The organism is Azonexus sp. (assembly GCF_030824335.1).
In the GTDB taxonomy this organism is placed as follows: domain Bacteria; phylum Pseudomonadota; class Gammaproteobacteria; order Burkholderiales; family Rhodocyclaceae; genus Azonexus.
On the sequence record NZ_JAVBXX010000007.1, the window covers coordinates 1 to 12941 of the forward strand.

12 protein-coding genes and 1 tRNA gene are annotated in these 12941 nt (G+C 57.3%); 10 read left to right on the forward strand and 3 right to left on the reverse strand.

All coding sequences use genetic code 11. The annotated features are described in order from the left end of the window. The 3 genes from purL to RCI20_RS03915 form a co-directional block, all read left to right on the forward strand. Positions 1 to 2361: phosphoribosylformylglycinamidine synthase (gene purL / locus RCI20_RS03905; RefSeq protein ID WP_306603249.1), on the forward strand; the 2361-nt coding region annotated here is incomplete at its 5' end. 61 nt (positions 2362 to 2422) lie between these two features. Continuing rightward, positions 2423 to 2513 (forward strand) — tRNA-Ser (locus RCI20_RS03910). 149 nt (positions 2514 to 2662) lie between these two features. Beyond that, positions 2663 to 3367: a hypothetical protein gene (locus RCI20_RS03915; RefSeq protein ID WP_306603250.1), complete on the forward strand. Its 705-nt coding sequence runs from the start codon at positions 2663 to 2665 to the stop codon at positions 3365 to 3367. 32 nt (positions 3368 to 3399) lie between these two features. Here the strand turns inward: RCI20_RS03915 and RCI20_RS03920 are convergent, their stop codons facing one another. Further along, positions 3400 to 4176: a ferredoxin--NADP reductase gene (locus RCI20_RS03920; protein WP_306603251.1), complete on the reverse strand. Its 777-nt coding sequence runs from the start codon at positions 4174 to 4176 to the stop codon at positions 3400 to 3402. A 95-nt stretch (positions 4177 to 4271) separates the two neighbouring features. Between RCI20_RS03920 and RCI20_RS03925 the strand changes: the two genes are divergently transcribed. The 4 genes from RCI20_RS03925 to RCI20_RS03940 all read left to right on the forward strand — a co-directional run bounded on the left by RCI20_RS03925 (position 4272) and on the right by RCI20_RS03940 (position 7730). Continuing rightward, positions 4272 to 5195 (forward strand): LysR family transcriptional regulator, encoded by a 924-nt coding sequence (locus tag RCI20_RS03925; protein ID WP_306603252.1) that lies wholly within the window; start codon positions 4272 to 4274, stop codon positions 5193 to 5195. Between the two features lie 206 nt (positions 5196 to 5401). Then, on the forward strand, positions 5402 to 6040 hold the full coding sequence (locus RCI20_RS03930; RefSeq protein WP_306603253.1) for a DUF47 domain-containing protein: 639 nt from the start codon (positions 5402 to 5404) through the stop codon (positions 6038 to 6040). Between the two features lie 10 nt (positions 6041 to 6050). Next, a complete protein-coding gene (locus tag RCI20_RS03935) occupies positions 6051 to 7064 on the forward strand; it encodes an inorganic phosphate transporter (protein ID WP_306603254.1) in 1014 nt (337 codons plus the stop codon). A gap of 18 nt (positions 7065 to 7082) precedes the next feature. Further along, positions 7083 to 7730, forward strand: coding sequence for a DUF47 domain-containing protein (locus RCI20_RS03940; protein WP_306603255.1), 648 nt, complete (start codon positions 7083 to 7085; stop codon positions 7728 to 7730). A 45-nt stretch (positions 7731 to 7775) separates the two neighbouring features. On the opposite strand, the gene RCI20_RS03945 is transcribed toward RCI20_RS03940, so the two are convergent. Together RCI20_RS03945 and RCI20_RS03950 are read right to left on the reverse strand one after the other, a co-directional pair. Then, positions 7776 to 8423 carry a DedA family protein gene (locus RCI20_RS03945; protein ID WP_306603256.1) on the reverse strand — a complete coding sequence of 216 codons (648 nt, stop codon included), beginning with the start codon at positions 8421 to 8423 and terminating at the stop codon, positions 7776 to 7778. Between the two features lie 158 nt (positions 8424 to 8581). After that, on the reverse strand, positions 8582 to 9526 hold the full coding sequence (locus RCI20_RS03950) for a GlxA family transcriptional regulator (protein ID WP_306603257.1): 945 nt from the start codon (positions 9524 to 9526) through the stop codon (positions 8582 to 8584). Between the two features lie 91 nt (positions 9527 to 9617). Between RCI20_RS03950 and RCI20_RS03955 the strand changes: the two genes are divergently transcribed. The 3 genes from RCI20_RS03955 (at position 9618) to lolD (ending at position 12880) form a co-directional block, all read left to right on the forward strand. Next, on the forward strand, positions 9618 to 10820 hold the full coding sequence (locus RCI20_RS03955; RefSeq protein WP_306603258.1) for an MFS transporter: 1203 nt from the start codon (positions 9618 to 9620) through the stop codon (positions 10818 to 10820). 145 nt (positions 10821 to 10965) lie between these two features. After that, complete coding sequence (locus RCI20_RS03960) at positions 10966 to 12207, forward strand: lipoprotein-releasing ABC transporter permease subunit (protein ID WP_306603259.1); 1242 nt, start codon at positions 10966 to 10968, stop codon at positions 12205 to 12207. Next, positions 12200 to 12880 (forward strand): lipoprotein-releasing ABC transporter ATP-binding protein LolD, encoded by a 681-nt coding sequence (lolD, locus tag RCI20_RS03965; RefSeq protein ID WP_306603260.1) that lies wholly within the window; start codon positions 12200 to 12202, stop codon positions 12878 to 12880. The genes RCI20_RS03960 and lolD overlap by 8 nt, the downstream gene beginning before the upstream one ends. The last annotated feature ends 61 nt before the right edge of the window (positions 12881 to 12941 follow it).

A 12941-nucleotide genomic window follows, 5' to 3' on the forward strand; every position in this document is an offset into this window, starting at 1 on the left:
AAGGTGCCGACCGAAGAGCCGGGCATGTCGCCGGCCGAAATCTGGTCCAACGAATCGCAGGAACGCTACGTGCTGGCCATTCCGCCGAACCGCATCGCCGAATTCCAGGCCATGTGCGAACGCGAGCGCTGCCCGTTCGCTGTCGTCGGCGAAGCAACCGGCGACGGCCATCTGATGGTGACCGACGCCCATTTCGGCGTTAATCCGGTCGATATGGAAATGGAAGCGCTGCTCGGCAAGCCGCCGCGCATGACGCGCGACGTCAAGCACGAGCCGGAAACCTTCGTTTCCTTCGATGCGACAGCCATTGAACTCAAGGACGCCGCCTATCGCCTGATGCGTCTGCCGACCATCGCCGACAAGACCTTCCTGATCTCCATCGGCGACCGCTCAGTCGGCGGCATGACCGCCCGCGACCAGATGGTCGGCCCGTGGCAGGTCCCGGTGGCCGACGTCGCCGTGACCACGATGGGCTATCAAGGTTATCTGGGCGAAGCCTTCGCCATGGGTGAGCGCACGCCGCTCGCCGTGTTCGACGCACCGGCCTCCGGCCGCATGGCCATCGGCGAAGCGCTGACCAACCTGGCCGCCGCCGATGTCGGCGCACTGGCCAAGGTCAAGCTCTCCGCCAACTGGATGGCGCCGTGTGGCGTCGCTGGTGAAGATGCCCGCCTGTTCGACACCGTCGAAGCTGTTTCCGATCTGTGCAAGGCGATTGGCGTGTCGATTCCGGTCGGCAAGGATTCGCTGTCGATGCGCACCGCCTGGGAAGATCAGGGCGTCAAGAAACAGGTCGTGTCGCCGCTCTCCTTGGTCGTCACCTCGTTTGCTGCGGTCGACGACGTGCGCAAGACGAAAACGCCGCAACTGGCCGTTGATCAGGGCGAAACCGAACTTCTGCTGCTCGACCTCGGCAAGAACCGCCTTGGCGGCTCCTGCCTGGCGCAGGTATACAACGCCACCGGCAGCGATGCGCCGGACGTCGATGAACCGGCCGAGCTCAAGGGCCTGTTCGATGCCGTGCAGAAACTCAATCGCGACGGCCTGCTGCTTGCCTACCACGACCGTTCCGACGGCGGCCTGTTCGTCGCCGCCTGCGAAATGGCCTTCGCCAGCCGCCGTGGCGTGTCGCTCGATCTCGACGGCATTTGCTACGACGCCGGTGCTGGCGACGTCGATGGCTCGGAAAAGCGTCCCGATCTGCTGGCCGGCCGCGATTTCGAAAACATCGTGCGTGCGCTGTTCAACGAAGAACTCGGTGCGCTGATCCAGATCCGCCGTGCCGACCGCGAAAAGGTCACGCCGATTCTGCGCGCCTGCGGTGTGCCGTACCATTTCGTCGGCACGATGAACGAGTGGGACGAAATCCGCGTTACCCGCAACGCCAAGCGCGTGCTGCGCGAAAAGCGTGTCGACCTGCAGCGTGCCTGGTCCGAGACCAGCTACCAGATGCAGGCCATGCGCGACAACCCGAGCTGCGCGCAGCAGGAATTCGACCGCATCCTCGACGTCACCGATCCCGGCCTGACGCCGAAGCTGACTTTCGATCCGCAGGAAGATTTCACCAAGGTCTATCAGGACATCAGCGGTCGTCCGCGCGTCGCCATCCTGCGCGAGCAGGGCGTCAACAGCCACTACGAAATGGCTGCTGCCTTCGACCGTGCCGGCTTTGCTGCGGTCGACGTGCATATGAGCGACATTCTCGCCGGCCGCGTCACGCTGAAGGACTTCAAGGGTCTGGTCGCCTGTGGCGGCTTCTCCTACGGTGACGTGCTCGGCGCCGGCCTCGGCTGGGCGCGGACCATCCTGATGCACGACGGCTGCCGCGACGAATTCGCCGCCTTCTTCAACCGCAAGGACACCTTTGCTCTCGGCGTCTGCAACGGTTGCCAGATGATGAGCGCGCTCAAGTCCATCATCCCCGGTGCCGAACACTGGCCGGCTTTCCGCCGCAACAAGGTCGAGCAGTTCGAAGCGCGTTTCGTGATGACCGAAATCCTCGATTCGCCGTCGATCTTCTTTGCCGGCATGGAAGGCTCGCAAGTGCCTATCGTCGTTTCGCACGGCGAAGGTCGCGCGGTCTTCGATAACGCCGATGACCAGGCCAAGGTGCTGTCGGCCGTGCGTTACGTCGACAACAAAGGCGAGCCGACCGAAGTCTATCCGTACAACCCGAACGGTTCGCCGAACGGCTTGACGGCTGTGACCACGGCCGACGGCCGCTTCACGATCATGATGCCGCACCCGGAACGCGTCTTCCGCACCGTGCAGATGTCCTGGCATCCGGAAAACTGGCTTGAAGGTGAAGGCGATTCACCGTGGATGCGTATGTTCCGCAATGCGCGGCGCTGGGTGGGTTAAGTCCGTTTTTCGTGAAATTAGTTTGACTAAAGCCGAACTTCTGCTATTATGCGCGGCTTCCGGAGAGGTGGATGAGCGGTTTAAGTCGCACGCCTGGAAAGCGTGTGTAGGGTAACTCCCTACCGAGGGTTCGAATCCCTCCCTCTCCGCCAGAATTAAAGCAAAAACGCCCCAAGAAGGGGCGTTTTTGCTTTCCGCCACTCAATTTGCCGATGCGCAACAGTGTTTGTTTATCTCCCAAGATATCGGAGGTCAATTTGACATTCCTGATAGTGGGGGGATTACGTTTTATTAGGATAAAATGAGTTATCGGATTCGTTTGGCCATCAAAATGCGCTGGATATGGGTCGCAACAGTTGTTGCTTTATCTGCAGTAAATACCCACGCGGCAGATGCGTTATTCAATGATTCACTATCTGCCTCGGTGGCGGCGGCTAATTCATCGCCCGGTGATTCGGTGCCTGATAGCTCGACCTCGGTTATTGATGGTTCTGTGCCTGCATCGGGCGTAACCATTGCGGTTATTCCGGCTCCTGCTCCGGTGCTAGAACTGCAAAAGCTTGAAGATCCTATTGCGACAATCAGCAAAGGGAAAAAACTCAAGCTGACGAAGAAAAAAACAGCTTCCAAAGTTTTGCTGACCCGAACCGAGCGTCGCAGGGTGGAGTTGTTAGGTGACGCCCCGAAAATCGGTGACCAGCAAGGCCCAAGTTACAGTCACAACGAAGACTATCAGGTTAGCTTTGATAAACAGGACCTGCATCGTTCGTACTCTTTTCCCAAATTGGTTTCCGATACCTTCGATTTGAAGGATGATGGGTCCGATGCGGAAAATTTGTCCAGTACTGTGCGGGTGCGCCTGCTTATGGCCCGCCTCAAGGCACTTGAAGCGCAGGCGCTGGCTCAGGCGCCGGACAATGACGAAGATTTGTCCGAAACGGTTTTGCTTCGCTTGAAGGAAGCCCGTTTGAAAGCCGTATTGGCACACCAAAACAAATACACTTGATCACGGCTTTCTTGTGATTTCTTGCTGCTGCGTTACTGTTCGACAAAAGCCCGTTCAATCACGTAATCGCCCATCTCACCGATATGCGGTGAAATGCTGAAGCCAAAACTGTCCAGCATGCCGGAAATTTCCTTGAGCATGGCAGGGCTGCCGCAGATCATGCCGCGGTCTGTGGCTGGGTCGAGTGGTGTTTCGCCAATGTCGGCAAATAATTTTCCCGACTGAATCAAGTCGGTTTGCCGGCCTTCATTGCGGAAAGCTTCGCGGGTTACTGTCGGGTAATACACCAGCTTCTCCCTGATTTGTTCACCGAGATATTCGTGCTCCTTCAAGTCTTGCTCGATGTAGTCGTGATAGGCCAGTTCATTGGTCCAACGCACGCCGTGGATCAGGATGATTTTTTCGAAGCGTTCGTAGGTCTCCGGATCATGGATCAGACTCATGAACGGTGCCAGCCCTGTGCCGGTAGCGAACAGGAACAGACGTTTGCCGGGTTTCAGATCGCGTAATACCAGCGTGCCGGTTGGTTTGCGGCTGACCAGCAGCTTGTCGCCGGGCTGCAGATGTTGCAGGCGCGAGGTTAGCGGGCCATCCTGAACCTTGATGCTGAAGAACTCCAGGTGTTCCTCGTAATTGGCGCTGGCCACGCTGTAGGCACGCATCAGTGGGCGGCCATTGACCTCGAGGCCGATCGTGACAAATTGCCCATTGATGAAACGCAGTCCCGGATCACGGGTGGTGCGGAAGGTGAACAGGCTGTCATTCCAGTGATGGACGGAAACCACCGTCTCGGTATTGAAATTACTCATGATGTGTTGCCCCTGTAGAAGTTGAGGCAAGTTTAGGCTTGGATGGATTGAAGCAAAAACGGATAATTTGTTTATTGCTTATCTATAAAATCGATATGAGACTAAGTTTGCGCCAACTCGAGATTTTTGCTGCCGTGGCTAAAACCGAGAATGTTTCGCTCGCTGCCGCACGTCTTGCCATGTCGCAGTCTGCGGCAAGCAGTGCTTTGGTCGAACTGGAGCGTCTGTACGACTGCTCGTTGTTTGATCGGATAGGAAAAAGTCTGCATCTGAACAGCACCGGACGGGGGTTGCTGCCGCTGGCTGAAGCGCTGCTTGCCCAAGGGCGGGATATTGAAGATTACCTGTCTGGTGGTCGCCCTGGCCCCCTCAGTATTGGCGCGACTTTGACCATTGGAAATTACCTGGCCACCTTGATCGTGGTCGACTACAAGCGGCAGTTTCCGGATGCCCCGGTGCAGCTTCAGGTGGCCAATACGGATACGGTGGTTGAGCGTTTATTGCGTTTCGAATGTGATCTGGGGCTGATCGAAGGGGAGGTCAGTCATCCTGATCTGCTCATCGAGCCATGGCTGGCCGACGAATTGGTGGTTTTTTGCGCCCCGGGTCATGCGCTGGCCGGTTTTCTTGCGGTCGACCGCGAGATTTTGTCAGAACAGTCGTGGATTTTGCGTGAACCTGGCTCTGGGACGCGCAGTCAGTTTGATCGTTGCATCGGTAGCCAGTTGCCGTACTTTCGCTTGGGTCTGGAGCTCGAACATACCGAGGCGATCAAGCGAGCGGTTGAGTCTGGTCTTGGTGTTGGCTGCCTGTCTCGTCTGGCGCTACGCGAAGCATTTCGGCGCGGCAGTCTGGTCGAGGTGCCGACGCCGCAATTCGAGTTGCACCGCCGGTTTTATTTTGCCAGCCATCGCCGGCGCAATCCCGGGGCTGCTGTTCGCTTGTTCAGGCAAGCCTGTCTTGCTGCGAGCGCGGCGGCAGATAGCACGGCAAACCTGAATTTACCATTCATTCCCTGAGGCACGTTATGCCGCGTTTGGCGTCCGGAAGGGGTATTTGTTTCGCATTTTCGTATTACTTGATCAGAAAGTGCCGGAGATGTTCGTATTTCCTTCATTACGTGAATTACGACCTGCCTCAGCGCTTTTCTCGTAAAATATTTCATTTATGTTTCACTTGGCCGCCAGAAAGCCTCGCAGAAATAAAAATCGAATAGGAGAGAAGCATGTTCAGTAGCCTGATGCCTCAGCGCAAGGAATTTTTTGAGTTGCTCGCTGCCCACTCCGACCGTGTAGTGGCTGGTGCCAACGCCACACTTCGCTTGGTTAACGGCTTGGGGCAGGAGAGCGAGGAAATTGATGCATTGGTTGCCGAAGTCAATCGGAATGAAAAAAGTGCGGACAAGATCAAGGCGGAAGTGATCACCTTGCTGCACAAGTCGTTTACTACGCCGATCAATCGCGATCAGATTCATACACTGGCGATCGAGCTCGACAAGGTGCTCAACGCACTGCAGCATGTGGCCAACGCGGTTGGCATGTACAACATCAAGGATTCCACACCCGAAGCGCGTGAAATGGCGTCGCTGGCCGCCGATGCCTGCATGCGCCTGAATCGCGCGGTGATGGCATTGCCGGACAAGAACCTCCGTGAGTCGACGGTTAATCTGTGCAAGGAAATCGATGAAATCGAGAGCCGGGCGGATTTGATGCAACGTAAGGCGATCAGCCAGCTGTTTGATGGCTCGTGTTCGATTTGGCAGGCAATGAAAATGCGGGAGTTTTATTCGCTGCAGGAGAGCGTCCTGGATTGTTGTGAAGAAGCGGCCAAGACTATCGAAGAAATCCTGATCGAAAACTCCTGAGGCGCGCAGCATGGAAAATCTGACTATCAGTTTTGCTGCGCTGGCCATCTTGGTTATTGTTGCGCTGGCCTTCGACTTCATGAACGGTTTTCATGATGGTGCGAATTCAATTTCAACCATTGTTGCGACAGGTGCTCTGACCCCAAAGCAGGCTGTCATCTTTGCGGCGTTTTTCAATTTTGCCGCGATCTGGATTTTCCACCTGAACGTGGCGGCGACCATCGGCAAGGGAACGGTTGATCCTTCGCTGGTCGATCACTACGTTATCTTCGGGGCGCTGATGGGGGCGCTGGCCTGGAATATCATCACCTGGTACTACGGTATTCCCTCATCTTCATCGCATGCCTTGGTTGGCGGTCTGGTCGGCGCGACCGTGATCAAGGCGGGTGGTTTTACGCCAATTCTCTGGAGTGGTTTTGGCAAGATACTGATTTTCATCATAATTTCTCCGCTGGTCGGTTTCTTGATCGGTGGCTTGCTGATGGTGCTGGTCGCCTGGCTGTTCCGAAAGTCGACGCCTTACCAGGCGGCGAGGTGGTTCAAGGTCGGGCAGTTGTTTGCGGCGGCTGCGTATAGCCTGGGCCATGGCGGCAACGATGCCCAGAAAACCATCGGTATCATCTGGCTGCTCCTGATTACTGCCGGCGTGGCTACGACCGATGTCAGCACCTTGCCGATGTGGGTTATCTATTCCTGCTACTTTGCCATTGCCTGGGGTACCTACATGGGGGGCTGGCGCATCGTCAAGACGATGGGGACCAAGATCACCAAGCTCAATTCGGTCAGCGGTTCATGCGCGTCGATGGGCGGGGCGATCAGTCTCGGTCTGGCAACGCTGGGCGGGATTCCCGTTTCCACCACGCACACGATTACGGGCGCCATCGTCGGTGTGGGCGCGGCGCAGGACGTCAAGGCAGTGCGCTGGGCCATTACCCTGAATTTGCTTGTGGCTTGGGTTCTGACCATTCCTGCTTCGGGACTGATTGCCGGTGTCTTCTGGTACGTCGGCCGCAGTTTCCTGTAAGAACCTGGGGAGTTTCGCATGCTAAACAATGTCATGCCGCAACGCGGCGTATTTTTCAATCTTCTGGCGGCGCTGGCCGATCGTATGGTGGCTGCTGCCAATGCCAACATGCGCCTGATCAGCGCCCTGGGGAATCCAAACGCACCCAGCGAATCGTTGATCGAAGAGGTCAACTTCAACGAAAACAGCGCAGACGATATCAAGGCCGAGTTGATCAAGCTGCTCTACGAGTCATTCACCACGCCGATCAATCGCGACCAGATCCACACGCTGACCCTTGATCTGGACCGGGTCATTGATGCCTTGCAGGGTGTGGCTAACCGGGTGTCTATTTACAACATTCAGAAATCTACCGCCGCAGCCCGAGAAATGGCCTCACTGGGCGTTGATGCCTGCATGCGCCTGAGTCGGGCGGTCGTCGCGCTGGGCGAACGCCAGCGTGAGCAGGAAATCGTGCGTCAGTGCAAGAAGGTGGACAACATCGAAGAGCGTGCCAGCGAGGTCATGCGGCTTGCCGTAACCCAACTGTTTGCCAATGAAGGCGATGAAGAAGCCGCATGGCATGCCATGCGGATGCGCGATTTCTACTTTCGCCAGGAGGCGGTTCTCGAATCTGCAAAGAAGGCAGCCAAAACACTTGAGGAAATTCTCATCGAGAATGCCTGAGTTGCCGGGATTTGTCTGGCTTCCGAAGGCTTGGCCGGCGGGAAGTCAGACTGCTGTTTTGGCCGAGCGATGCTGTAGCCAGCCGTAAAGCACCGGCGTCAGCGACAGTGCGATGATGCCAAGAATGACCAGCGTCAGATTGTTTTTGATGAACGGCAGCTTGCCAAACCAATAGCCGACCATGACCAGCGGTCCAACCCAAAGCGCGGCGCCCAGAATGTTGTAGCCGATAAAGCGCCGATAAGCCATTGGCGCCATGCCGGCAACAAAAGGGGCAAAGGTTCGGAAAATCGGCATGAACCGGGCGATGACGATAGTTTTCCCGCCGTGCCGATCATAAAATCCGCGTGTTTTGACCAGTGCCTGCTGGCTGAAAAAACGGCTGTCCGGCCAGCGCGATATGCGTTCCCCGAAGCGGCGGCCAATTGCATAGTTCAGCGAGTCTCCCAGCGCCGCAGCAACAAACAGCAGTGCAATCAATAAAGCAGGACTCAGCTCGCCGCCAGCCGCCAGTGCGCCGGCCATGAATAGAAGCGAATCGCCCGGCAGGAAAGGGGTAACGACCAACCCGGTTTCGCAGAAGATGATCAGAAACAGGATCGCGTAGAGCCAGTTTCCATAGTCGACAAGCAATTTGGCGAGATAAAGATCGATGTGCAGCAGCAAATCGACAAGCAATGTGATGTATTCCATGAGTCAATCCGCTCGACGGTCCCGGATTTTACTTGAGGCTTCGCAGGCTGAGGCATCTCCTGCTTGTTCAGCCATCGCTCTTGCCGTTTCAGAACAGCAAATTGCTAGCTTTTTTGCGGTCGACCGCAAAAAAATGCCAAAAAACATATTGTATTTGGCTAATTTCTTCTTAATGCGGATGGCGGCATGCCGCGCAGGCGGAGGAAGGCTCGACGCATGACTTCAGGGCTGCTGAAGCCGGATTGGCGGGCCGCTATTTGCACATTTTCGCCATTTTCCAGTGCATTGGCGGCCGTTTCGACGCGCAGTCGTTCGACGGCGTGGGCAGGCGAACAGCCGGTTTCGGCGGTAAAGGTTCGGGCGAAATGGCGTGGGCTCATGCAGGCTCGGGCGGCCAGATCGTCGACGCTGAAGGCTTGTTCAAGATTGCAGCGGATGTAGTCGAGCAATTCGGCAAAGCGCCCTTGTCCTCCTCGCATTTCCAGTAACGCCGAGTATTGCGATTGTCCACCTGGCCGCCGGTAATAGACGACAAGCTGGCGCGCCACCTGGCGGGCTATTGGCTCGCCGAGATCAACGGCGATCAAGGCCAGTGCGAGGTCAATGCCCGCCGTGATGCCCGCCGATGACCAAACGCGTCCGTCGTTGACATAAATACGATCGGCTTCCAGTTTGACCTCGGGGAAGCGTTGGCGAAAATCGTTGCTGCGTTTCCAGTGCGTGGTCACGGTCTTGTCATGCAGCAGGCCGGCCGCAGCAAACAGGAATGCCCCCGAACAAATGCTGGCCATGCGTTCCGCATTCGTTGCCCTGGCGGCGAGAAAATCGACAATCGCAGGATTCTGGCTGGCCGCATCGATGCCGTAGCCGCCAACGGTGAGCAGGGTGCAGCAGGGAAGGGCGTAGCTTGCTGCCTCGGTAAAGGATTCCGTTGGCAAGGCCAGTCCGGATGAACTCTTGACCAAACCACCGTGTTCGCTGGTCAGCCGGATTTGGTAGCTGTCGGGGCATTGATCGTTGGCAGCCTCGAACGCTGCGACGGGCCCGGCGACATCAAGCAACTGGAAGTTCGGGTAAAGCACGAAAAGCAGGGTTTTTGGCATGGCATGAATCGTTGGTTTTTCGTCATTTGAGACATTAGCCGGTTTTGGCAAGATTGGGGTGGTCTGTTCAATCTTTTCAAGGAAATCGACGATGTCAAATCAGAAAGATGCTTTCCCGCTGCCCCGGATGTACCGCAATGTATTGCTGTTGGCCTTGTCGCAGGCGGCAGTGATGACCAGTATCAGTCTGGTGCTGGCTTCCTCAGTGCTGATCGGTGCCCAGCTTGCTTCGCCGGCCTGGGCGACCGTGCCGCTGGCGGCCCAGTACCTGGGCACGATGTTGGTGCTTTATCCCGTGGCGCAACTGATCAACCGGTATGGTCACCGTCCGGTTTTTTGCCTGGGCGCGCTGATCGGTGCACTCGGTCTGGCGATGGCTGCTCTGGCCATCTGGCTTGGCAGCTTCGTACTCTTTTCGCTGGCTGGCGGATTGATCGGCGTATTCAATGCAGTCGGTCAGTACTACCGCTTTGCCGCAGCCGATGCCGTGCCGCTTGAACGGCGCAGCTCAGCCATTTCGTTGACCTTGAGCGGCGGCGTGCTGGCGGCGCTGGTCGGTCCGAGTCTGGCATTGTGGACCAGGCACGCGTTGCCGGCGGATTTCTCGGCCAGTTTTCTGGCGCTGTGCCTGATTGCCTTGTGTGCTGCATGGCTGGCAACACGGATGCAACTGGCACTGCCGGAAGTGTCTGTCGGCAGCGAAGCGAAACAACCCTTGGTCAGCCTGTTGAAGCGTCCGGATTTTTTGCTGGCGGTGGTGGTCGGTGTCGTCGGCTATACCTTGATGAACTTGCTGATGACGGCAACGCCGTTGGCCATGATGTGCAGCAAGTTGAGCTTTGCCGAGACGGCGAGTGTGATCCAGTGGCATGTTGTGGCGATGTTCGCACCATCGTTCTTTACTGGTGCGCTGATTCAGCGCTTCGGTGTTTTCCCGGTCATGCTGCTGGGGGGGGGCTGCGTGCTGGCGTGCATTGCTGTTGCGGTCAACGGCGAAAGCCTGGGGCATTTCGAGCTGTCCTTGATTCTGCTGGGCATTGGCTGGAATTTTCTTTATGTCGGTGCTACCGCACGTCTGGTCGAGTGTTGTCCGGTCGGGCAAAAGGCCCGGGTTCAGGCGTTCAACGACAGCCTGGTTTTTCTGGCCATTGCCGGCGTCACTTTCAATTCGGGCAAGCTGCTGGATGAATTCGGCTGGGCGGCCCTGAACCTGTATTCGGCGCTGCCCCTTGGTCTGGTGATGCTGGCCATTGGCTGGCAGTGGTTGGCATCGCGTAGGGCAGCGCCGGCCTAGAGTTGGGGCAGCACCGGCTTTGCGTTTTGGGCAGTGGGCACCGGTGCTTTTCCTCTGGGTCGGTGAAATAAGGCCCGGTCTGCCGGGTGCGTGTACCATAGCGCCTTTAGTTATTTCTGCGAATGCGGGTGTAATACGAATGGCCTTGCCCTACGAATTGCTGATTGGCCTGCGTTATACGCGGGCGAAGCGGCGCAATCATTTCATCTCCTTTATCTCAATGATTTCGATGGCCGGCATCGGCCTTGGCGTGGCGGCGCTGATTGTCGTGCTGTCGGTCATGAATGGTTTCCAAAAAGAACTGCGCACACGCATTCTTGGCGTGGCATCGCACATCCAGATCAGTGCGATGAATGGTCAATTGCCCGACTGGCAATTGGTTGCCGCCCAGGCCAAACAACATCCGGAAGTGCGGGAAACCGCGCCGTTCGTGCAGTCGCAAGGCATGTTCTCGGTGGATGGCGATGTCAAGGGGGCACTGATTCGCGGCATCATTCCTGACCTGGAAGACGGTGTGGCGGATTTTCGCAAGACAATCAAGAGCGGCAGCCTCGATAACCTGCGACCCGGCGAGTTCGGCGTCGTGCTCGGGGCTGATCTGGCGCGTTCTTTGAAAGTATTTACCGGCGACAAGGTGACGCTGATCGCACCGCAAGGCACGGTGACGCCAGCTGGCGTGGTACCGCGTGTGCGCTCCTTCACGGTGGTCGGCATTTTTGAAGTCGGGATGTACGAATACGACGCCGGGCTGGCGCTGATTCATCTGCAGGATGCGCAGCGCCTGTATCAGATGGGCGACAGCGTCAGCGGTGTGCGCCTGAAGGTCGACGACCTGTTCAAAGCGCCGCGTATCGCCCGCGAACTGTCCAGTTACATCAATGCCGATGCCTATCTGCACGACTGGACGAAGAGCCATGCCAACTTCTTCCGCGCCGTGCAGATCGAGAAAACGATGATGTTCATCATCCTGTCGCTGATCGTTGCGGTAGCGGCGTTCAACCTGGTGTCCACGCTGGTCATGGCGGTCACCGACAAACAGGCGGATATTGCCATCCTGCGCACCTTGGGCGCGCGGCCACGTTCGATCATGGCGATTTTTGTTGTGCAGGGCGCGCTGGTCGGCTTCATCGGCCTCGGCCTGGGCGTGGCTGGCGGTGTGGCGCTGGCGCTTAACGTCGATGTCGTGGTGCCCGCCATCGAACGCCTGTTCGGCCTGCAGTTCCTGTCCAAGGATGTCTATTACATTTCCGACCTGCCGTCCGACCTGCAATGGGGTGATGTCTGGGGGGTGACGCTGATCGCCTTTGCGCTGTCGCTGCTGGCGACGATTTACCCCAGTTGGCGTGCATCACGGGTCAATCCGGCGGAGGCTTTGCGCTATGAGTGAAAACATTCTGTTTGCCCAGGGACTGGGCAAGGTATTTCGCGGTGGCGGGCTGGATGTTTCCGTGCTCGAAGGGATCGATCTGGCGGTGCAGGCCGGGAAGACCCTGGCCATCGTCGGTGCTTCCGGTTCGGGCAAGAGCACTTTGCTGCATCTGCTGGGTGGGCTGGATGCGCCGAGTAGCGGCAGCGTGCAGCTTAAAGGGCGGGATTTTTCAGCCATGAACGAGGTTGACCGCGGTGATTGGCGCAACCGGCACTTGGGCTTTGTTTACCAGTTTCATCATTTGCTGGCCGAGTTTTCCGCACTGGAAAATGTCGCCATGCCCTTGCTGATCCGCCGTGTCGAACGCGCTGCAGCACTGACGCAAGCCAGCGACATGTTGACTGCGGTGGGTTTGGGCCATCGTCTTGAACATCGTCCGGGCGAACTTTCCGGGGGGGAGCGGCAACGTGCCGCCATCGCCCGGGCGCTGGTCAGTCAGCCATCGTGCATCCTGGCCGATGAACCAACTGGCAATCTGGATAGTCATACCGCCGGGGTGGTCTTCGATCTGCTGATCGAACATGTCCAGCGACAAGGCGCCAGTCTGGTCATGGTGACGCATGACCGGATTCTGGCGGCACGCGCGGATCAGGTTATCGAGTTAAATGATGGTAGACTGAGCTGCTGCTGATGTATTGATCAAAGTTGTCATTTTTGACAAATGAATAGTCCCGCCAGGGGCTTGAGGAAAA

What these genes read in the sequence shown, in the direction of transcription:
- RCI20_RS03915 (WP_306603250.1), top strand. Translation starts at nt 2,663, where the DNA reads ATGAGTTATCGGATTCGTTTGGCCATCAAAATGCGCTGGATATGGGTC.
- RCI20_RS03920 (WP_306603251.1), bottom strand. Translation starts at nt 4,176, where the DNA reads ATGAGTAATTTCAATACCGAGACGGTGGTTTCCGTCCATCACTGGAAT.
- RCI20_RS03925 (WP_306603252.1), top strand. Translation starts at nt 4,272, where the DNA reads ATGAGACTAAGTTTGCGCCAACTCGAGATTTTTGCTGCCGTGGCTAAA.
- RCI20_RS03930 (WP_306603253.1), top strand. Translation starts at nt 5,402, where the DNA reads ATGTTCAGTAGCCTGATGCCTCAGCGCAAGGAATTTTTTGAGTTGCTC.
- RCI20_RS03935 (WP_306603254.1), top strand. Translation starts at nt 6,051, where the DNA reads ATGGAAAATCTGACTATCAGTTTTGCTGCGCTGGCCATCTTGGTTATT.
- RCI20_RS03940 (WP_306603255.1), top strand. Translation starts at nt 7,083, where the DNA reads ATGCTAAACAATGTCATGCCGCAACGCGGCGTATTTTTCAATCTTCTG.
- RCI20_RS03945 (WP_306603256.1), bottom strand. Translation starts at nt 8,423, where the DNA reads ATGGAATACATCACATTGCTTGTCGATTTGCTGCTGCACATCGATCTT.
- RCI20_RS03950 (WP_306603257.1), bottom strand. Translation starts at nt 9,526, where the DNA reads ATGCCAAAAACCCTGCTTTTCGTGCTTTACCCGAACTTCCAGTTGCTT.
- RCI20_RS03955 (WP_306603258.1), top strand. Translation starts at nt 9,618, where the DNA reads ATGTCAAATCAGAAAGATGCTTTCCCGCTGCCCCGGATGTACCGCAAT.
- lolD (WP_306603260.1), top strand. Translation starts at nt 12,200, where the DNA reads ATGAGTGAAAACATTCTGTTTGCCCAGGGACTGGGCAAGGTATTTCGC.